Below are 22,584 nucleotides of genomic sequence, written 5' to 3' on the forward strand. Positions count from 1 at the left end.
AATATTACTGCTGCTCAATCAAATAAATTTCATCAACTAGACAATGGGTCAAGTCACTAATTAACAACTGATCTGGTTTATCTGCCACTAATTCTCTCTTAATTATAAGCTCTAATTCTTGTGCTGCTTGGTTAAGCTCAGCAAAGCCAAACATTTGTGCCGCGCCAGCTAAACGATGAGCAAGATAAGCCAGTTTTTCTATCTCATCATTATCACTATAACGTTGCAACTCACGCTTATCGTTATTAAGATTGCATTTAAATTCAACGATTAAATCACTCAAGTCAACCTGAGAGAGACTTTGTTCGGCTTTATTAATCACTTCACTGGCCGTTAAACCCTGCCCTGGTGACTCACCTTGCGAGTCAGTGGTGAAATACTTAGCTAGGGTAGCAATAAAATTCTTTCTTTCAATGGGCTTCTTTAAGTGCCCAGTAAAACCGACTGCCAAGTATTGGCTCACTTCATGGCTCATAGCATTCGCCGTTAAGGCATAGATAGGCTGATGGCAACCTAAAGCACGCAGCGTTTTATAAGCCTCAACACCGTCCATTTCAGGCATTTGAATATCTAAAAGTATCAACTTGGGCTGATGCTCAAGGCAAAGTTGTACCGCTTCTTTACCATTGCTGGCGACAATAACGTCTAAACCTAAACTGGTCAATAATCGGGTAATCAAGCGACGGTTATCATCATGGTCTTCAGCCAAAAGTATTTTACCGCTAAAACTCAGGTCAGCAATTTCCACTGGCGGTACATCATCAATGGCATTACTCGTGTCATTAACATGTTGACAAGGTAGGGTCAGGCAAAACTGGCTGCCCTTACCTAAAGTACTGGTCACCGCAATATTGCCAGCCATTAATTTTGCTAGCTGATTTGATAAAGAAAGTCCAAGTCCAGAGCCGCCAAAGCGTCGGCTAATACTATTATCGGCTTGAGTAAATATTTCAAAAATTTGAGCTAAATGATCCTTACTCAAGCCTATGCCGGTATCTGAAACAGTAAAAGTCAATTGCTCATGTTGCCATGTGATCGTGAGTATTACCTGACCTTTTTGGGTAAATTTAATCGCATTAGCACATAAATTTAGCAATATTTGCTTTAAGCGTAAACTATCGACTTGAATAATAAAGGGTAAAGATAATTGATGTTCAATGGTGAATTTCAAGTTCTTTTGCTGAGCTTGATCGGTAAAAGTATCGGCTAAATCTTGAATTAATTCAGCTATATTCAGTGGTTGTATTTCTAATTCAAACTTATTGGCTTCAATCCGACTCAAATCCAAAATATCATTGATTAACTCTAATAAATGTAAACTATTGCCATGGATAACTGCTATATCTTCTTGGATCTTATCTTTATCAGTATCAGTATCTCCATAAATAATGGCTTCAGCATGGCCAACAATAGCGGTAAGTGGTGTACGTATTTCATGACTCATATTAGCAAGAAATTGACTTTTAACTTGGTTAGCTTGGGCTAATTCATCGGTTAAATCTTCAAGTTCACGAGTCCGCTGTTTAACACGAAATTCTAATTCTTGCGTTAAGCGTTTTTCCAGATAGCGTCGATAGATAAAAAACACCACCACTAGAATGAGCACTAAGACTAAAATGATAATATTACGTTGCTGCTTTATTTTAGCGGATTGTAAATTCTGCAATTTTCTCCGCTGCTCCAAATCAACAATCTTTTGATTCAGCTGCACTGACTCAAATTCCGCCAACTTATCATTAAGTAAACTATTAGATGCTTGCAGATACCTATTTTGATATTTTTTTTGTTGGACAAGGGCCTGAGAAAACTTTTGTTGGCTGGCATTAATTAAGGCAGAGATGGCTAAATTTTCAGTTAGTAGTACTTGGTAATCTATTTTTTTACCAACCGCAATGGAACGCTCAATATATTGCGCAGCCAGCCTTACCTCGCCAGAATAAAAGGCAGCTTTAGCTAGGCTTTGCAAACTACCGGCATAGGCTTTTTGGTGACCTACTGCTTTGCTAACAGCTAATGCCTGCTTGCCATAAAACATCGCTTGCTCAATATCAAAAGTATCGTTATAGATTTCTGACATATTATGTAGTTGTGAAGCAATATCATGTTTATAGCCGTGCTGCTGAAAGTATTCTAATGCGGCTAAAATATTTTCTTTGCCAAGCTCAAACTGGCCAGAATCTTTATAGGCAACACCTAAACCGGCTCTCGCCGTGGCAACACCATGGCCATCTTTAAATTGCTGACGCTTCTTTATGATAACTTTTAGCATATCTATGGCACTGTCAAAACGTTTTAAGCTGATATGTAAAACAGCAATATTATACCTAACATCAACTTTATCAGTTTCATTGCCATAACGGGCATATAAGGGTCCAGCCAGTTGATAATTGACCAAGGCTAAATTGGGCTGCCCTAATGAGGTATAAACGAGGGCAATATTATTTAACAAATTTGCCCGTTCAATGGCATAGGTATTAACGTCACTGCCTTGATTATCATCATAATAAGCTAATGATGTTTGATAAGCCTTTAATGCGGGTTTTAACTCCCCCTTATAATACAATAGTATGCCAAGCATTTTATTTGCTTGTGCTGCTAAGCTGGGTAATTTTTCCTGAATGGCAATTTCTTTTGCCTGCTGTACCACGACAATACCTTGATTATATTGATGCAGGGTAAAAAAAACTTTACCTTGTTGCTGTAATATAGCGACTTTGTCGGCCGCATTAATAGCAGGAGATTTAATCAATTGCGATAGCTCCAGCAAAGCTTGGTTTTTATCGACTTGCAAGTTGATTTCTTGAAGGTTTTTTTGTAACTGGCTATGCTGTGCCCAAACTGTATTAAGACTGCCTAAATTTGCTAAGGTGAAGATAAAAAAGAGCAGTATTATTTGTTTTAGTCGTTCCATCATGGGGCTATTTAGCGCTCATTTTTTGCTATTATCGGCTGCCGAATTCTATAAGCAGTATTAAAGAGCAGTATTTATAGCATTAATCGCCATTAAAAAACATCCTATCGATAAACCGCCTGTAATACTGACAATGTCGCCGCCTAGAAAAAAGCCATAATTAAAATTAATCATCTTGATAGCGGGCAATATTTACCCCCATAATATTTATTCTTCACCAGTATGGCCTTTCACTTTACCCGGCAACTGACATGTTGACTTAGATAAGCAATTACCGACAACAACGCCATTAACACCCTAATTAATATGACTTTTTTAATTTAAGGGCAGTTCAATAATAAAAAACCACCGACTAAGCGGTGGTTCTCATAAAATGGCTCTTGTCTACTGAGCTAACTGAGCTAACTTACACTTTAGTGGTATCCGCAGCATCCGTACCAAACAACATTTTTTTAATGGCATTTATAAAACGTCTTACCAGCATACGCATATCTTCAATGATCATATAAAGGCTCGGAATAAACACTAAGGTCACTATGGTGGCAAATAGCACACCAAAGGATAATGATACCGCCATGGGGATCACTATTTGCGCCTGAGCACTGGTTTCGAAGAAAATAATGGGTACCAGGCCAATAAAAGTAGTGACTGACGTTAACATGATGGCACGAAAACGCTTGGTGCCCGCATGTATTACCGCATCTTTTAAGGTCTCGCCACGCTGTCTTGCTTTGTTAACAAAATCCACCATCACCAGCGAATCATTGACCACCACGCCCGATGCAGCCGCAATACCAAACATGGATAATACGCTTAAATCCAAGCCTAACATCATATGGCCGAATACCGCTCCAATTATGCCAAAAGGAATCACAGTCATGATCATGATTGCTTGTGAGTAAGATTTTAATGGGATAGCTAACAGTGAAAATATAATCATAAACGAAATCATCATGTCACGGAGCTGCTCCGCTGCACCATCCATTTCTTCCTGAATACGTCCAGACACTTCACTTTTCACTAAAGGATATTTTCTCAGTAACTCAGGAATAAAATTATCACGAACATCTTGAGTCACTTCAAAGGGCTCAACCTGTTCAGCATCCACTGATGCCCAGACATTGATGGTGCGGTTACCATTTTCTCGACGAATGCGAGTAACACCATCAGTAAGAATAATTTCAGCCAACTCAGACAAAGGCAATTCTGCACCATTAGGGGCTTGGATCATGACATCATCAACATGGCCAACACTGCTGCGTTGCTCAAGCGGATAACGTACCATGACCTTAACTTCTTCACTATCACGCAAAATACGCTGCGCTTCTAAGCCATAGAAACTATAGCTAACTTGCGAGGCAATATCTTCCAGTGTTAAACCTAAACTATAAGCTAGAGGTTTTAAGGTGAACTGTACTTCCTTAGCACTGGTTTGGCGTGAATCATTAACATCACCGATACCTTTAAGTGAATTAAGTTTCAGCTTGAGCTCTTGCGCCGCCGCCAGTAACTGAGCATCGTCTTTGCTTTCCAGTCTAAAGGCAATATCACCATCATCTCGACCACCGCCAAACAAATTATCACTAATGGTTAGCGATTTAACACCTGGGTAGTTAGGAATTGCCTTACGCCATAAATCGGCCAGCTCAAAAGTGTTGATAGCTCTATCCTTTGGAATAACAAGCTTGACCATCACTTGACCGTTTGTTCTGCTACGTAAATCAACTTGCATATCGGAGATCATTGAACTGCCATATTTAGCTTCAATATCTTTATCAATTTTATGAATAATACTTTCAATGCTGAGTAGAGTCTTTAAGGTTGCTTTTTCTGAGGCATCAATATTCATTTCCACACTGATGCGAGGAAAATCATGAGGTATCTTAGGTTGGCCAACATAGCGTACTAAACCGCCACCAAATAAACCGGCACTTATCAGCATCAAGCTAATAAAAAACATCAGCACCGCATATCGATATTCAATAAACTTGATTAAGGCTGGACGATATACATTTTCGATAAAGTTTTTTAACTTAGTATCAATCCAAGCACGAAGCCTATCTAGCGGGTTTCTCGGATTAAACTTTTTCGCCTTCATTTTAACCAAATGCGCCGGTAAAATAAGTTTTGATTCGATTAGTGAGAATATTAGACATAAAACCACCACGGCACCAATGGCCTTACCAAAGGCAGCGGACGGACCTTCACCAAAGAGAAAGGGCAGAAACACGGCAATAGTGGTTAGTACACCAAAAGTGGCTGGCATAGCGACACGTTGCACACCACGAATAACATTGTCTGTGGTATGCCCGTATTTTTCAATTTCTTCATGGGCACTTTCTCCCATAACGATGGCATCATCAACCACTATGCCAAGTACTAAGATAAAGGCAAATAAACTAATAACATTGATGCTGACACCGATAAATTCCATCGGCATAAATAATAACGTGCCTAAGAAACATACTGGCAAACCCATCATTACCCAGAAGGCTAGCCGTACCCGTAAAAATAGCGCCAACATCAAAAAGACTAAGACCGCACCACTTTTCATGTTGTCGAGCATCATGTCCAAACGGCCATTGAGGTAATAAGTCATATCAACCCAAGTTTCTAGCTTAACTCCTGGAGGTAAAATCGACGATTTTTCATCAACATAGCGATTCATAATATCGGCGACCTTAGTAATACTTTGATTATCTGCAGCGCCGATAAAAATAGTGATTGAATTTTCACCATTAAATTTAGAATATTGTAAACCTTCTTGGAAGCCATCATTGATGGTGGCAACCTCACCTAGCAAGACTTTAGTGCCATCTGCCAAAGTAATAACGGGAATTTGTTCAAACTCATAGCCACGATAGGCTTGGTTTTCCACCCGCAAGTTGATATAACCATTAGCAGCGCGAATCTGTCCAGCAGACATATTGCGAGAAAAACTACGTACCGCGTTAGCGATATCCCTAAAACTTAAGCCGTATTCTCTTAATTTATCTTTACTGACTTCAATGGATATTTCATAGTCTAAGCCACTGTATAACTCAGAAATACTGATGCCGGGCAGTTGCTGTATTTCATTATGAATTTTACGGCCAAGCTCTTTTAACTCACCATTAGTTAAATCACCATAAAGTGAAATATACATCACTTCCTGACGGAATTTCTCTCGCTCAACCTTGATTCGCTCCATACCGTCCGGAAAACTTGGAATAGCATCAATGGCTGATTTTACCTCTTCCAAGACAATCTGGGCATCATAATCAAGCTCAACTTCAAACCAGCCGTTAGAATAATTTCGGCTAGAATAAGTTATCACTCGCTTAAGTCCTTGCACTGATTTAAGCGCTTCTTCGATCTTAATGGTAATACCTTCCTCAACCTCTTGAGGTGCGGCTCCAGGATAAGGTGCATTATATGAAATCCAGTTATACTCTAACTGGGGAAACATTTGTTTATTAATGGTCAGTGCCGTTAAGCTGCCACCAATCAAGATAAAAAACATAAGTAAGTTGGCAGCGATACTATTACGAGCAAACCAAGCAATAATACCTTTATGAGTATCGATATTATCAAGAGGTCTATTCAAATTTTCGCTATCAATATCTTGTTTATCTTCAGGGGTATTCTCTACAGAAGAAGTCATTTTTATTCTCCTGAGTCTTTTTTGTTATTACTGGCCATTTGTGTTTCGCTTGAATTTTCTTCACTTGTTGGCAATTCTTTTTCGGCATCCTCAACCACTAAGGCTAATTTCATGCCATCAACTGGGTAATCAAGTGCAGAAACAATTAATTGGTCACCGTCAGCTAAACCATTGGCGACCACAACATGGCTACCTTGTTGGCGAACAATATCAATAACAACATAATGCAACTTTGATTCACTATCTAAAAGAGCCACCTTGCCATTGACCACTAAATAACGAGGAATTAGGGTTGCCTGACTAATATCATAACCCTTAATTTTAGCGTTAACGTAACTACCAAAACGTAGCGGTACACCCGTAGTATTGCCCGAATTTAATAAGTAAGGATCATTAATTTCAGCCACTAAATAACTCATACGACTTTGACTATCAATGATACCTTCACTGCGTGATATATGTGCTTGCCATTGTGTGCTTTGTCCCGCATAAGTACCAATTAAATTAACGGGTGCATTAACACCTTGCTGAGTAACTGCAGTTTTAGTTAAAAAAGCTAACTGATTATCTGCCACGGGCAAACGAATTTCAGCAACTGCGGTACCCAATACATGACCAATTTTACTACCAACACCAACAAAAGAACCTAAACCAACATTACGACTGTCTATCAAGGCATCGTACGGCGAGCGTATTTCAGTACGTTCTAAATTCCGTTTTGCACGTAATACTGACGCTTGCGCCGATTTTACTCGTGCTAACTCTTGAGCTAATTGTGGTTTGCGTAAACTTAACTCTGTCGGCGAACTATTTTCAATTTGTTTCCATTCTCGCTCTGCTACTTTGCCTTGCGCCATTTCTTTTTCTAAGGCTGCGCGTGCTGAAGCCATAGACGCCTGGGCATCAAGTAACGCCGCTTGATAATCACTGGGGTCAATACGTGCTAATAACTGACCTTTCTTGACAAAACCGCCACGAACAAAAACCGCACTCAACTCAACAATTTCACCGTTGACTTGCGCAATTAATTCGGTTTCATATTTAGGTTTTACCATACCGTAAGAGTTTACTTCTAGGGTCATTGGTGCCACGGATATTTTTTCAACGGCGACAATAGGAGTATTATCAACTTGCTCTTTTTCCTCCGGGGGCTTTTTCATACTAGAAAAACCCACCATGGCGGCAATGCCGGTAGCTAAAATGACAATAGGTATAATAATTTGTTTTTTAGTGGCCACTTTTAATCCCTTTTTCTCTAAAAGTTTGATGTTTTTTATTTGCTCTAGTGCTTTGTTGCTGGCAAAGTTATTTTTATTTTATCTCGCTAGAATAACCAATTATTCATTACAAGTATGAACAAAGATGTAACTCGGTATTACAAGATTCACGCCAAGTGATAAACCTGCCAAGTCAAAATGGTAATAAAAACTTTAAACCCTTATTTTTCATATGGATAAACGATATTTTCTGTTATCACTATATAAGCTATTAATTAATATAAAATAAAACTCTTTAGCTTTTACTATATTTCACCATTTTTTAGTTATTCATTGATTGAACTTGCCAAACTCACCACTTCTGTGTAAACCATAAGCAATTTTGAAATCATTGGGTATAGCCCATTGAATGCGTTACAATATGACAAATTCTCTCCACGGCACTGCCCATGACCAACTCACACATAACCACTCAAGCAACCATAGGTAAATTCAATCAACTTAACATTGTTGCCTTGGCAGACAATGGCGCATACCTTGATGCCGGAGAGTTAGGCGAAATTTTATTACCTAAGCGCTATGTACCTGAAGTATGTCAAGTAGGTGAAAGTCTTAAGGTTTTCATTTACCGCGATTCTGCAGATCGATTGATTGCTACCACGGACACACCTTTAGCACAGGTAGGTGAATTTGTTTCTTTGAAAGTTATTCAAGTCAATAAAATGGGCGCCTTTTTAGATTGGGGCTTACCTAAGGATTTATTGGTGCCTTACAACCAGCAACACACCGCAATGGAAGTGGGTAAATATTACTTAGTCAGAGTTTTTCTTGACCAACTCACTGACCGTCTTGCTGCCTCAAGTAAACTAGATAAGTTTATCGATATATGGCCGGCTGAGTACCAACAAGGTGACAAAGTAAACCTCATTATTGGTGGTAAAACGGATTTGGGTTTCAAAGCCATTGTTAACGATCTACATTGGGGCTTACTTTACGATAATGAAATTTTTCAGCATCTTAGAGTTGGCAAAAAAATTACCGGTTATATTAAACAAGTTCGTGAAGATGGCCGTTTAGATCTTATTCTAACCCGTGGTAGTAAAAATAAGGTTAATGATTTTTCTGACAAATTATTAGCACACATTGCTGATCGTGGCGGTGTGAGCTCATTACATGATAAAAGTTCTCCCGAATTGATCCAAAGCACCTTAGGGGTGAGTAAAAAAACATTTAAAGCGACGGTCGGCAATTTACTGAAAAAAGGGAAAATCGCCCTAGTCAAAGGTGGCATAAAGTTATTGTAATACCAAGTCGGCCCATTAAAGCACTGACGATAAAATACCCAAAGAGTACCCATGGTGAATAAAATGTTGTTACTGTTAGCTATTACGGCTAGCAGTATTTTTCCAGGCAAAGCATTTGCTATTGATGTCACTTATATAAGTCAGACCCGCGTTATAACCCCCTATTGGTCTAATGTTTATGCTGTCGTGCAAGCTGCAGCGAGAGACTTGAACATTAATTTAACCATTATTGAAGGACAAGGACATCGCATTTATCAGGCAGAAGTTATTGCAACCTTGGTCGGCGCAACTAAAAAGCCAGATTTATTAATATTTCATGCCTATAAACAAAATGCTGCTCAGTATTTCAACCTACTTGAGCAAGCAAAAATTCCTTTTGTTACCTATTCAAATTTTACTGACCCAAAAGTTTTACCCGCCGATAGGCAGCTAGGTCATCCGCAAGGAAAATATAAATATTGGCTGTCAGAGCACTATGTAGCAAATTTTCAAGGTGCAGCTTTACTGGTTAAGAGCCTAATTAACCAAGCTAAAATAAGTCAACCACAAAGGCAAAAGCCACTGAGAGTACTGGCCTTAAGTGGTGATTTAATCATGCAATCCCTTGAGCGCAGCGCTGGTATTGCCGCTCAAATCAAACTAGAAGATAATGTCATTTTAGTACAAGATATTGTGGTAAATTGGTCTAGAGAAGAGGCTAAAAACAAATTTAAAGCACTATTTTCCCGACATAATGGCATTGATCTCGTGTGGGCAAGCTCAGATGTAATGGCCTTAGGCGCCTTAACAGGTGCCATTGAGTTAGGCTTGCGGCCAAACAAAGATATTTTTATTGGTGGCTTTGATTGGGATGTAAAAGCAATAGCCAAAATAAAACAACACCAGCTTAGTGCTTCTGCGGGGGGACAGTTTTATAATATTGCTTGGTTACTGGTGCAAGTTTATGATCACTTTAATAATCAAGCACCATTTACCAGCCAGAATAAACAAATGGCTGCTCAATACACAGTTATTGAGCAAAGTAACCTAGCCCAGTTTGAGCAACTGACCACTATGGAAATTTTAACTTCGGTTAATTTTTACTGTTTTACTAAAACCTATACCCGCCTGACTAGTTATGATTTTTCTATGAGTAACCTGCTAAAACAATCGTCGGGTCCTGACAAGCAACACTGTCAATAATTCACTCACTTACCCATGCTCGGCTTTATACCAGGTAATACGATAGTGCTACAGCTAGTAACCCAAGCTCTATTTAATGGTCATAAAAAAGGGCTACAACATGGTTATAGCCCTTTGCTAAAGGTGATTAAGCTGCGTTAAGACACCATAAAGATTATATCAAAGGTGTTAAAAGCTGCCACGAATGCCAATACTGAAATTACGACCAGGTAATGGCGCAATCTCTTTTATAAAAGACGAGTGCACCCGGGCATGTTCATTGGTTAGATTCTGCCCTTTCAAATACAGGGTTAAATCATCACCAACGCCAGCAATATAATAATTAACATGTGCATCAACCATAGTATAGCTATCTGTTGTGGTTTCTAACTCAGCAATATCTGTTTGTTCAAAGTAGTGGCTAACACTCAGTTCACTCGCAAATTTATCCGCTTGATAATTCACAATAACACCAAGCCTCATCGGAGGAATACGCGGTAGATTACCCTTTTCGTCATTATCGATAAGCCTAGCTCGAATATAGTCAGCAATTAAGCTGGTTTTAACCGCCGATGACACTTGATAAACAAATTCAGCTTCAGCGCCATACATATGCACATCAGCTTGCTGATAAACTAAGATAGGTAAGCCTGATTCATCTTCATCTGCTTCTGCAACAGTATGGACGTGCTCTTCGACAAAAAATAGGCCAGTATTTTTCTGGTAATAATAATCATCAATACGATTATAAAATGCGCTAATAACATAACCAAAATCACCGTTAAATTTCCGTAAGGTCAAATCCAGATTAAGCGATGTTTCGACCCTGGGTACTTGCTCAGCTAACTCGACCTGAATTTCATCACCGTCTTGATGCACAGCAAACATTGCGCCTACCTCAAAAGTGTTTGTGCCTATATGTGGACCAAATGAAAATAACTCGCCGGACGAGGCGCCACGTTGTGACAGTGCCAGTGAAAACCCTAAGTTATAACCTGATTGGTAATCCCAGACTAAACCTGCTGAAGCACTAATCGGGGTAAATGATTGCCGTTCAAATGATACTAATGTTTGATGTTGCTCATTATGTGTTGGCTCTGTAGGCAATACATGGCTATCTGCAAAGCCGATCAAGCTATCATCAGCATCGATAGTGACTTGCTCTATTCTAGCGCCCAATTGCAATAATACCGGACCAAAATGTTTCTCTTCTAACCAAGCCGCGGCGAACATTGCCGATTTAGCGGGTGGCGAAAAAGCCTCTTCGCCGAGAGCTTTAAAGTCTGATGCTTTATAATGAATAGTCCAGGCTCCTTGCCAACCAGAAAAATCGCGATGAAAAAGATCAATACGCGCTTCCGTACTTTTATTGCTAAAAGTTGTGCCAACTAAGCCTGACTCAATTTCTTGGTGTTGATAATCACTGTAGGAGAATTTTGTGCCGACCTGGCTAATAAAGGCTTGTTCAAAATTAAACTCGCCCAGCACTTGCCATCTATCTTGCTGCATTTTTGCATAAACACCGCTATCTTGGCTAGCACTCAGGGTTAACGGCTGACTATGTTCATCAGCATGTTCCCCTTCATGGCTATGGCCAGGAATTCCGTAGTCTCTACTCATAAAGCCATAAGAAAAACCGATAAAGCCATCGTCAAGTAAATAACTAGTACCGAAGGTGGCCCCACTGCTGGTAGAGGCACTATTTTCGAGACGGATTTTTCCATGCTCTTCATACTCGGCAGCATTGTCCTGGTGTTCTTCATGGGAGTCAGCCTCACCAGCAAGTTTATAATCTTTAGAGTCACGCCAAAAACCATCCAAGTGAAAAGCGATATTATCTCGACCCGTTTGGATATTAATTGAGCCCTGCCGTTCATTGGAAACATCGTTATATTGTAACAAATAGTCAATTTGATCGTCAGTACTCCTTGGTACACGTTCATCCACCACATTAACCACACCACCAATTGCACCACTGCCGTAAAATAGCGTTGCTGGACCACGTAATACTTCTATTTGTGTTGCTGTACTTGTTTCTGTTGCTACTACGTGATCAGGACCAATACGTGAAGCATCACCAACGTCTAAGCCATTTTGGGTAATAAGTACTCTAGGACCATCCAAGCCTCTAATAATGGGGGTACTGGCAACGGGACCATAATAACTCGAATGAACACCCACTTCATTTTTTAGCGTTTCCCCTAAGGTTGCCGCTTGTTTCATTTTTAATTCATCGGCACTGAGCACATTAATAGGCAATGCCGACTCAATTAAAGAGCTATGTAACGGCATTGCATGTACATCAATAATTTCCATCACCGAAGCAGACAAAACCACCTTTAGGTCAGTGACATCTTGCTCTTTAATAATAATTTGTTGCTTACTATGCCCATAATTTTTAGCACTAATATGAACTTCAAAAACGCCTTGTTTAACGTCGGTAAAGATAAACGCCCCCTGAGCATTGGAACGTACTTGCTGTGTACCATTAGCTAGTTCCACTCTGGCATTATAAATAGCTTGGCCTTGTTTATTAAGCACTACCCCTGATAGGCTCTGCGCTAAGCTGGTTTGACTAAAACATAACATTGTTGCGAGTGTTGACAGCACTCCGGTATTAACAATTTTTTTCAGAGGGAATTTAACTTGACTATTGATACTCTTTTGATTGGCAAAAAAAGACATAAACTGGTTTCCGATAATTTTTTAGGTGATGCATACCGCGCTGAGAATTTAGTTTCACAGACAGCTAGCTGGGTGAGGGCTTAGTTACTGGCACTAAGCCCCACACAATAAAATACACGAGAAGAAAATTACAGCGAGCTTGGCGGTGCTCTTAACGGCGGGTTAATATAAGCAGGTGCGGCAAGCACGACACTGATAATTCGAACGTTGTTTAGTCTAGCTACGCTAGTTGCTACTGGGTATAGCCTGATAGAGCTGGGCGGAGAATCTAGACCTTGCTGACATAAATGACAGTCATGTGAGGCAACATTTGCAAAGGCATCAAAGTCAACTTGAGTAAAATGTTCACTATGAGAAAAAAAAGTCGCACAAAAGAGCAAGAGCGTTATAACGCCCTGGCGAATTTTTCGCTTATTTATTTTAAGTTGATATTTAGCTAAGGTAAAGTCCATAAGTGTTATAGTATAACATTAATAAGATGAACTCAATGCTTGCTTATTTTATCATAGAGAGCTTTCCCCCTTGCGACAAAAAAAGCTATAAAAAAGCGATAGAAACATCAGGCTAAACAGCACCGCTGCGCTATACTTTGGCAAGTTAACCCTATATTTCTCTTGGGTAAAGTAGTTATGTTATCTTATTAGCACAAGGATTTATTTATGGCCCCTTTGACTTACTCCCCGTTAAATATTGTCTGCCTGCACACATTTAAACCAACATTATTGTTAATTTCGATCATGGCTATGGCACTACCTAGCTATGGAGAGAGCTTTACCGCTAAACGTACCGGGCAAGGCTTTACCGGCTTAACCCAGGACTTTACCTCATCATTGAGTAACCCTGCGTTACTGACCAAATTTGATAACTATGATGATATTTTCTTTTCTTTAAATATAGGTATTATGGCCTCGGATAAATATGATGTTGTTGATACCACGAAAGAAATCAGTGATAACCTTGATAATTTAGCCAATGATATTAATGGCATTCAATTGCAAAACTTTCAATCGACACACCAAGTAAAAAGTTACTATGATGACCTAAATCAGCAAGTAGATGATATTATTGCTGACTTTAAAAAAATTGATAATAAAGTAGTAAAGGTACGTAATGGTTTGAACTTCCAAATGATTATTCCTAACCAGTATTTAAGTTTTGGTTTATTTACCAATCAATACGGACGTATTGCTGGCACACTAGACTACAGCGAAGACGATGAAAAAACCTTAAATGACGCGATTTTATCCGCTAACTTAAACTTAAATGATCTGGCGTCAGCAACAACTACCCTTGGCTATTCAATTGCCGAAGCGGGTGTTATGGTTGCTTATCCTGCTATTAAACACGCCAATTATGACTTCAGTATTGGCGCAAAATTAAAATATCAACGCATTGATCTTTATTATAATAGCGGGAAAATCAATGAATTTGACGATGATGACTTTGAGATCAGCAATGACGAGAATATTACCGATAAAAGTGGTAGCAATGTTGACTTAGGTTTATACCTAACCTGGGGAGCAGAGCGTCAATGGCACGCGGCTCTGGTCAGTAATAACTTGCTAAAAAAAACCGTATATCATGTTGAACAAAATATTACTTTTACTTTAAAAAACAGCACTGTCTTTGGTTTAAGTTATCAAAATAGTTGGCTAAGCCTAGCAACAGAGATAGACTTAACCGACCGAGCGCAGTTTGCTGCTTTAGCGGCATCAAAATATGCTGGCGTTGGTGCTGAGTTTCGTTTCTATGAACATATTCAATTTCGCTTAGGTTATCGTACTGATTTAAATGAAATTGATGACGATATTTACACGGCTGGTATTGGCATTTCACCTTGGGCGGTATTTGCTATTGATATTGCCGCTTTCACTGGCGATAACGATACTATTGGTGCGGCCTTGCAACTCAGTTTAAAAATATAGCCAGTGATATAAATAACATAAAGAGCGGCTTTAATAATCTCGCTGCTAGATATATTGTCCCAGTGAGTTAGCGCGTACATGCTGTTTTGCTCGCTGCTAGATATCCCTATCTCCGCGAGCTACCGTACATCCTGTACATAATTAAAGTTCGAAGTAATTACAAAGTACCTTATACAACTCAGTGCCCTGATTAACGCTAGCAGAAGCAAAATGTAAAATAGGGATAACCTCTTGCTCAAGCGACACATAATGCAAGGCATCACCATCACCATAATTATCCATACGCAGAATTCGTACTAAAGGCTCGCCGGCAGCTAAGGGCTTGCCAAACTCAGCAAGGTAATCGACCATACCGCCCATGGGAGAATATAAGGCTTTATAATCTTTCAAGTAACCTGCGTATCGAGTCATTTTTTGTGGCTGATATTGCTTATTATCGATAACACCCTGATATTGTAAATAAGATAAAATACTTAAGGCATCTTGCTTGGCGACATCTAAATCTATTTGCTCTTGCGAACCCAATTCGACGGTGAAACTTTCCTTGTTAAAAACCCCTTGGCCCATGGTAAATTTTCGACCCAAGTTTTCATAGGCCTGCTGTAAACTCCACCAAGGACAAAAGGTCGCCTCATCCATAGCGCCATCAAAATCATTGGGAATGAGTATGGTATGCTCAATATCAAAATATTTAGCGCTCGCTTGTGCATACTCAGGGCAATATAAATGTTTACTGGAAATTGGACCTGTGTGTAAGTCCAAAACTATATCAGCTTGGTGCGCTAGGCGCTGTAATTGATAAGCAATACATTGACCTGTCGTTAGCCCCCAGGTGCTGTGTTTTAACTTATTTTCAACTTCACTAAGCAATAGTTGCTGAAATTTATCTTTTATTTCCTCTTCACTGGCATCTAAGTACTGTTGGACAAAAGGCTCAATAACACTTTCATCAAAATGGTACATCCTATTCCAGTTTACTCCGGTAATAGGATCAAAGCGCCCTAAGGTATACTCACCATTTTTGTGATTACAAGCAATGGGGTTGGCATAAGGAACTAAGGTAATATTACCTTGCAAATTACAGTGCTGTAGTAGTTCCAATAATTGGAAAATAACCGCATTGCCTTGCACTTCCGCACCATGCATATTTGCCTGTATATAAACACTGGCAGCAGCATTATTTTTACCTTTAAAGGCATAAACAGGTACAGTTAGTTTAGTGCCACTGGCCATTTCGCCAACGGACATAACTTCTTTGCTAAATTTATTCATCTTCTTCCCTTAACTATTCCTTAACTATTCCTTAACTATGCCAAATAAGATGAAGCTGGCTGAGCCGCTCTAACTTGAGTAAGAATGCCATCTTGATAAACATACTCAGCCGCTAATTCATGACATAAAAAAAATGGCATACTTTCAGTAAAGCCATAAGCACCACAATAACCAAACACTAATTTATCGCCTACATCGATATCAGCAGGTAAATGTAAATGCCCAAGTTTATCCATGCTAGTACATAAAGGACCATGTAGGTCAAAAGCCTGCATAGTAGTATTTTCAGCAGAGAAACCTGCGCGTAATATTTGTACCGGAAAGGTTTGTTCGGTGATTGCTGGGCGTAGTAAATGATTTATACCTGCGGCTAACACCAGCTGCTCTTGCTCATAATTCATTTTTCTATCCACTACCGGTACGACATAATAACCACACTCGGCCACGGCAAAGCGCCCTAACTCCAGCCACAACTCTTTAACACCTGACTTTGCTTTGATAACGGCTAAGTCAGCAATAATTCGCGGCCAAGACAACGTTTGCCCTACCCCTAAATAATCAATGCCTAAACCACCACCTAAATCGAGTATATCGAGTGTCATACCTATGCTGTTAGCTAAGTCCGTCAACGGGCTTATCATTTGCGACCATAATGAAAACATTTTTTCATTACTGAGCATATTGCCCCATTGAAAAATATGTAAGCCACAAATTGCCAACGCAGGATAGCTATCGACATGAATATTTTTCCACTCAGACACGGATAGACCAAACGGCGTTAAGCTATTACCACCGAGTGGGTTTTTCTCGCCTTCATGCCATTGCAGCTGTACTCTAAGTAGCACTTTTGGCTTATCAGTCTCACCTGATGATAATTCTTGTTCAAGCACTACTTCATTAAGCCAAGTAAGTTGGTTCAAACTTTCTACCACAAAGGTTCTCACCCCTTGTTTTATAAACGCCGCTAGCTGTTTTTTAGATTTTGCCGGCCCGGTATTTAGCACTCGGCTTGGATCTACACCTTGGGCGAGTACCTGCGTTAATTCACCGGCGCTGGCGACATCAAAGTCAAAACCAGCACAGTCTAGGGTTTGAATTATTTTTGATAGCGGATTTGCTTTAACAGCAAACCATAATTTAATAACATCTTGCTGCTGCAAAGCGGCTAAATGCGCTTTAAGTGCATCAAGTTGATAAACAAAATAGCCTTGTTCGTCTTCAGGAGAAACATGTTCAAGCAAGGAATTTTCAATACTGGTATCGAACCAAGTGGCTTTAGTCATTATATTTTTCTTTAATCTTAAAACTCAATCGAGTTAGTAAATTAGTTAATCTAGTGAATAGATTAATCAATCAGCTTTAAGCTGCATGGTTCAAGCTAAAGAAAAAAGCACAGAATTGATGACTATCAATGAGTACTTTTGACGCATAGATTGCACCATACAGCGACTAGATGATTAATTAACGCAGAATTGATTCTAACTCTAATGATGCATCGCTTTTTTCATCACGATACTTAACAATAAGTGCACAGGCCATGCTTAAACCTAGCTCTTGTGCCCACTCACCTTTGACAGGTCGGGTACCAGGAACAACCACAGCACGCTCTGGTATTTCAGCGCCTTTTTCTCGCATAACTTGGTTTACACAATCATAAACAGGTACAGATTTAGAAAGAGATACACCAGGTGCTAACACCGCACCTTTTTTAACCACTATACCTTCAACGACAACGACACCGGCACTCAAAAAGGCATCATCTTCAATAATGACTGGACTAGCCCCAATAGGCTCTAAGACCCCACCAATTTGCACGGCAGCTGAGATGTGAACATTTTTCCCCACCTGCGCACATGAACCAATTAAAGCATGGCTATCTACCATAGTACCGGTATCAACATAGGCACCAACATTGATGTATGCTGGTGGCATGATGATTACACCTTCAGCAACATAGGCTCCAGCACGTACTGATGAGCCACCAGGCACCAAACGAACGCCATCTTCTGGTGTAAACTGGCGAGCGGGTAAGTTATGTTTGTCAACAAATCCTTGATAATTACCATTTAAAGCAACATTTTCACCGGCTTTAAATGCGGCTAAAATGCCTTGTTTTACTTCAACATTGACATGCCAATTACCGGCTTCATCTTGGTTTGCCGCTCGTAAACTACCTGATTCCAACTGTGCTAAAACATCTTGCCAGTTCATTTTTCACTCCGCTTATCTGATAAAAATCTATAGAAAATAATGTGTACCTAGTGTTATTACGGACATGGTTAAACATGCTTGATTAATAAAGCTAAATACATTGTGCGGAGTACTGGGCAATTACAAAGAAGAGCATAACATCAGCGGGGCTGGCATTTTGGCTAAGATGCAAAGGCCAGAAGCTCCCCACTTAAACAACCAACATGGTTATGGTTCAAAGTGACAGTTGTTGGGATTCAGCCCACTACTTTATAAGGTATAAAATAAACAACCGATAAACAGCCAATCAAATAGCCATCTATCTCGGCGTTAATCCCCCTCATTACCCTCTACAAAGTTTGATCTCTGTTTTTGACTGTATTAAAAAACCATACAAACAAAACAACGGTAATTACCTGGTTAACGCTCCTCTTCTGGCCCTATTAAAATTTAGTGCTAAGTTAATTAACCACTAAATAGGAATTAGGGACATTGACTATTTAAGCATTTTTTTTACTTGGGTACAATTAACTTAGCGCAAATAGCCCTATTCCCTTATACTAATTTCCCGTAGAATATAACCTTTATTCTTTCTCTATTTATTGCCCTATGTCTTTGTCGAATCCTAGCCAAGTTTTATTACGTAATAGTGAATTACTGCTGGCTAAAGCACCCTTGTTGATTAATTTACCTGAAGATGGTTTCATTGATGCGTATATTGAACTACATCAGCCAAACAGTATTAATTGTTTTAATACTAATTTCATCGATTATCAGGCAATCACCAAAAAACATGGCCACACTGCTAAAAACAAGGTACAGGCTACTTTCGCTAGCACTTATCAAACAAAAATGTGCCATGATCTCGTCATAATTGCGTTCCCTAAAAGTAAGGTGGAATTAGCTTTCACCCTAGCGACGATTGCTCATTGCATAAATGACACCACAAAAATATTACTGGTAGGCGAGAAAAAAGGTGGCATTCAATCTGCACCTAAATTAACCAAAGAGCTACTGACTTGTTGTCAGAAAGTCGATGCTGCTCGCCACTGCCTGCTTTTTGTGGGCTTATTTCAGCCAGAAAAATTATCTGCGGTTTTCAAGGAGCAAGATTGGTTTAAAAAATACCATATTACTGTCGATGGTATTGAACTAACAATAGCGTCACTACCTGGCGTTTTCAGCCAACAAAAACTTGATGTAGGCACGGCTTTATTATTGAGTAACTTACCGGAAAAAATGGCGGGAAAAGTACTTGATTTTGGTTGTGGCGCAGGTGTTATTAGCTGCTTTATTGGCAAAAAATTTATCGATACAAAGTTGTCTCTACTTGATGTCAGTGCTTTAGCATTAACGTCAGCACAAGAGAGCTTAGCTTTAAATGGTTTATCGGCACAGGTATTCCCTTCAAATGGCCTAGCTGATGTTAGCGAACAATATAAACACGTTGTTTCCAACCCGCCTTTTCATCAAGGTGTCAAAACACACTATCAAGCCAGCGAAGACTTTTTAGCGGGGATAAATAAACAACTTTATAAGCAAGGCTGCATTACCATAGTAGCCAATAGCTTTTTACGCTATCAAGCGATCATGCAAACATATATTGGCCATACTCGTGTTATAGCAAAAGACAAAGGGTTTACTATTTACCAAGCTCAGCTATCATCAAAGTAATATAGGTATAATTTATTGGATACCATGCCAAAGTCAAATCAAACCATGTCACTACATACTCGCTTAGTACAGAGTATTATGGCGTTAAGCACCATTATATTGCTTGGCGCTTCGATAAGCATAATTTATATGGTTGATAAAAAAGGTGATGCAGCCATTGCCAGTGAAACGCGTGCGTGGGCAAATATATTGGCTAAAAACAGTATTCCATTCCTAGAAAGTGACCATGACATTAGCCAAGTTAAACTAAAAGAAGAACTTAAACAATTAATCACTAGCCCCATGATTAACCATATTCATGTCTATCGATTAAATGATGATGGCAGTATTGAGTATTTCACTAGCTATAATAAAAACCATAGTTTTCCCGCAATTAGTAACAAGATTGCGCAAATTTCACAATTAACTGATATTAAATATCAAAATGACCATCTAGAGCTCATCGTTAAAATTACTCAAGGGCAACAGACTTTAGGCTATTTATTTATCCAATCGAGTCTACTGGAACAACATAAATTTATTAGAAAATTAACTTATTTCACCCTAGCTTTCTTATTTTTATCCTTGCTGCTTGCCTTTGCCCTTTCCCAATGGCTTTTTAAAACAACGAGCCAACCTATGGTGAAGTTAATCGATGATATAGGGAAAATATCTAAAAGTAGAAATTATCAGACACAATTAGCGCGACAGCCTTATAAGGAGCTTGATATTTTAACCAAAAGTATTAACTTATTACTGCTTCGCACCGACAAACACATTAGTAACTTTGTCGAAGATCACCAACATACCCAGTCACAAAAACAAGCACTGGAAGACCGACTCAGTGCCAGAACAGACGCGTTAAAAGAGTCAAATCAGGAACTATTGTCAACATTAGAGAAACTGCACGAATTCCAAGATCAATTAGTCGAAACAGAAAAAATGGCATCCCTTGGTGATATGGTTGCGGGTATTGCTCATGAAGTAAACACGCCAATAGGTTTAGGTGTTACGGCTTCAAGCTTATTGGCAGACAAATTAACTGAAATCAAGACTGCCTTTGAAAATAAAACACTAAAATCTAGCCAATTAAAAAAGTTCTTAAACGATGGTGATGAAAACATCGCTATTATTTTTAGAAATTTAGAGCGGGCAGCGAAGTTAATATCAAGTTTCAAAAAGGTTGCCGTAGATCAATCTAGTGCTGAGAGTCGAACCTTTAATGTTCGTGGCTTAGTGGACGAAGTATTGTTAACACTATCAGCGAAACTTCAATCGGCCAAGGTTGCGGTATCAGTTACTTGCCCTGACAAGTTATACATTAATAGTAAGCCTGGCCCCATTAACCAAATATTAATCAACCTAATTCTTAATTCAATTTATCATGCTTTTGATGGACTTGAACATGGTACGATTACCATCAACATTATGAATTTAAGCGACCAATTACATATTAATTACAGTGACGATGGCATTGGTATTGATGAATCAATCAAAAATAAAATTTTCGACCCCTTTACTACTACCAAGCGAGGCAGGGGTGGCAGCGGACTAGGTATGCATTTAGTCTTTAATTTGGTAACTCAGGCTTTAGGTGGTCATATTGTTCTTGATGAAGAACAAGAGCAGGGCGTGAGTTTTGACATCACCTTCCCAGTGGAGTTAGCAGCAAGCTAATGAAATAATAACCATTAAAAATTGTTTTTTCATTTTCACTTGACTAAAATAGTTAAATAAATGTAAATAGTTAAATATATGTAAACGTATACATAAGTACCACTTATTAAAATAATAATCACCATAGCCATTTAAAATATTAGGTAAATTCCACTATGCAAACTTATCAAATCTTAGTAGTCGAAGATGAAGATGTCACTCGCTTTAACTTGCGCAATTTATTTGAAGCCGAAGGATACATTGTTTTCGAAGCTGTTGATGGTGATAGCATGGCTGAGCAGCTCAAATTAAATACCATCAACCTTGTCATTATGGATATTAATTTACCCGGAAAAAATGGTTTGTTATTAGCACGAGAATTAACTGCCAATAAAGACTTGGGCTTGATTTTCCTAACGGGTCGAGATAGCGATATTGATAAAATACTGGGCTTAGAAATTGGTGCTGATGATTATTTAACTAAACCCTTTAATCCACGTGAATTGACCATTAGAGCTCGAAATATTTTAAGTCGTATTAGTCAATCAAGAAGTGAAACGGTACAAAGCGTAGTTAGTTTTAATCAGTGGACTTTGGATGGTAACTCTAGGCAGATGACTAGCCCAGCAGGTGAAGTTATTGCTATTCCTCGTGGTGAATATAGAGCATTAAGCTTACTGATAAAAAATGCTGGTAAAATAATTACCCGCCAAGAGCTTATTAAAGAAATGACCGGGAGAGATTTACGCGCTAATGACCGTACGGTTGATGTCACCATAAGACGATTACGTAAGCACTTTGAATTGAATCCAGCAACACCTGAGCTTATTAACACCATTCATGGTGAAGGTTATCGTTTTGTCGGGACGCTAGATTAATACCCATTTCACTCAGCTATTTAAGCAGCCCATGATTTCAATAGTAGCAAAGTAGGGCTGCTGAGCAAGTACCGCTTAGGCAAGTTCAG

Annotated in this window: 14 protein-coding genes and 1 riboswitch; of the genes, 6 read left to right on the forward strand and 8 right to left on the reverse strand. The window is 39.2% G+C overall.

Features of this window, described 5'->3' with window-relative positions; translation table 11 throughout:
- Nucleotides 1-4: 4 nt before the first annotated feature.
- From CMT41_RS15650 to CMT41_RS15660, 3 genes are all read right to left on the reverse strand, one after another.
- Complete coding sequence (locus CMT41_RS15650) at nt 5-2,914, reverse strand: tetratricopeptide repeat-containing hybrid sensor histidine kinase/response regulator (protein WP_232299973.1); 2,910 nt, start codon at nt 2,912-2,914, stop codon at nt 5-7.
- 403 nt (nt 2,915-3,317) lie between these two features.
- Entirely contained in the window at nt 3,318-6,554 is a 3,237-nt protein-coding gene (locus CMT41_RS15655) for an efflux RND transporter permease subunit (RefSeq protein WP_232299974.1), read from the reverse strand.
- Between the two features lie 2 nt (nt 6,555-6,556).
- The gene (locus CMT41_RS15660; RefSeq protein WP_058027790.1) at nt 6,557-7,792 is read right to left on the reverse strand and encodes an efflux RND transporter periplasmic adaptor subunit; all 1,236 of its coding nucleotides are present in this window, start codon (nt 7,790-7,792) and stop codon (nt 6,557-6,559) included.
- 428 nt (nt 7,793-8,220) lie between these two features.
- Between CMT41_RS15660 and CMT41_RS15665 the strand changes: the two genes are divergently transcribed.
- Nucleotides 8,221-9,075: a CvfB family protein gene (locus tag CMT41_RS15665; protein WP_058027791.1), complete on the forward strand. Its 855-nt coding sequence runs from the start codon at nt 8,221-8,223 to the stop codon at nt 9,073-9,075.
- 51 nt (nt 9,076-9,126) lie between these two features.
- Nucleotides 9,127-10,257: an ABC transporter substrate-binding protein gene (locus CMT41_RS15670; protein ID WP_058027792.1), complete on the forward strand. Its 1,131-nt coding sequence runs from the start codon at nt 9,127-9,129 to the stop codon at nt 10,255-10,257.
- Between the two features lie 168 nt (nt 10,258-10,425).
- Here CMT41_RS15670 and CMT41_RS15675 read toward each other — a convergent pair whose 3' ends face one another.
- Nucleotides 10,426-12,921 (reverse strand): TonB-dependent receptor, encoded by a 2,496-nt coding sequence (locus tag CMT41_RS15675; protein ID WP_058027793.1) that lies wholly within the window; start codon nt 12,919-12,921, stop codon nt 10,426-10,428.
- Nucleotides 12,922-13,049: 128 nt separating this feature from the next.
- Nucleotides 13,050-13,373: a hypothetical protein gene (locus tag CMT41_RS15680; protein WP_058027794.1), complete on the reverse strand. Its 324-nt coding sequence runs from the start codon at nt 13,371-13,373 to the stop codon at nt 13,050-13,052.
- A gap of 207 nt (nt 13,374-13,580) precedes the next feature.
- Between CMT41_RS15680 and traF the strand changes: the two genes are divergently transcribed.
- Nucleotides 13,581-14,846, forward strand: coding sequence for a conjugal transfer protein TraF (gene traF / locus CMT41_RS15685; RefSeq protein ID WP_058027795.1), 1,266 nt, complete (start codon nt 13,581-13,583; stop codon nt 14,844-14,846).
- 141 nt (nt 14,847-14,987) lie between these two features.
- Here the strand turns inward: traF and CMT41_RS15690 are convergent, their stop codons facing one another.
- The 3 genes from CMT41_RS15690 to CMT41_RS15700 form a co-directional block, all read right to left on the reverse strand.
- Complete coding sequence (locus tag CMT41_RS15690) at nt 14,988-16,118, reverse strand: succinylglutamate desuccinylase/aspartoacylase family protein (RefSeq protein WP_057182532.1); 1,131 nt, start codon at nt 16,116-16,118, stop codon at nt 14,988-14,990.
- Nucleotides 16,119-16,153: 35 nt separating this feature from the next.
- Nucleotides 16,154-17,401, reverse strand: a complete 1,248-nt coding sequence (locus tag CMT41_RS15695; protein ID WP_058027796.1) for a PLP-dependent decarboxylase — start codon at nt 17,399-17,401, stop codon at nt 16,154-16,156.
- Between the two features lie 178 nt (nt 17,402-17,579).
- The gene (locus CMT41_RS15700) at nt 17,580-18,329 is read right to left on the reverse strand and encodes a 2,3,4,5-tetrahydropyridine-2,6-dicarboxylate N-succinyltransferase (protein WP_058027797.1); all 750 of its coding nucleotides are present in this window, start codon (nt 18,327-18,329) and stop codon (nt 17,580-17,582) included.
- Between the two features lie 171 nt (nt 18,330-18,500).
- Nucleotides 18,501-18,750: riboswitch (Lysine riboswitch) on the reverse strand.
- A gap of 167 nt (nt 18,751-18,917) precedes the next feature.
- On the opposite strand from CMT41_RS15700, the gene CMT41_RS15705 reads away from it, so the two are divergent.
- From CMT41_RS15705 to arcA, 3 genes are all read left to right on the forward strand, one after another.
- Nucleotides 18,918-19,982, forward strand: a complete 1,065-nt coding sequence (locus CMT41_RS15705) for a methyltransferase (RefSeq protein WP_232299975.1) — start codon at nt 18,918-18,920, stop codon at nt 19,980-19,982.
- 24 nt (nt 19,983-20,006) lie between these two features.
- On the forward strand, nt 20,007-21,638 hold the full coding sequence (locus CMT41_RS15710) for a sensor histidine kinase (RefSeq protein WP_083494368.1): 1,632 nt from the start codon (nt 20,007-20,009) through the stop codon (nt 21,636-21,638).
- Nucleotides 21,639-21,793: 155 nt separating this feature from the next.
- Complete coding sequence (gene arcA, locus CMT41_RS15715; protein WP_058027799.1) at nt 21,794-22,495, forward strand: two-component system response regulator ArcA; 702 nt, start codon at nt 21,794-21,796, stop codon at nt 22,493-22,495.
- The last annotated feature ends 89 nt before the right edge of the window (nt 22,496-22,584 follow it).

It is taken from the genome of Colwellia sp. MT41 (genome assembly GCF_001444365.1).
In the GTDB taxonomy this organism is placed as follows: domain Bacteria; phylum Pseudomonadota; class Gammaproteobacteria; order Enterobacterales; family Alteromonadaceae; genus Colwellia; species Colwellia marinimaniae.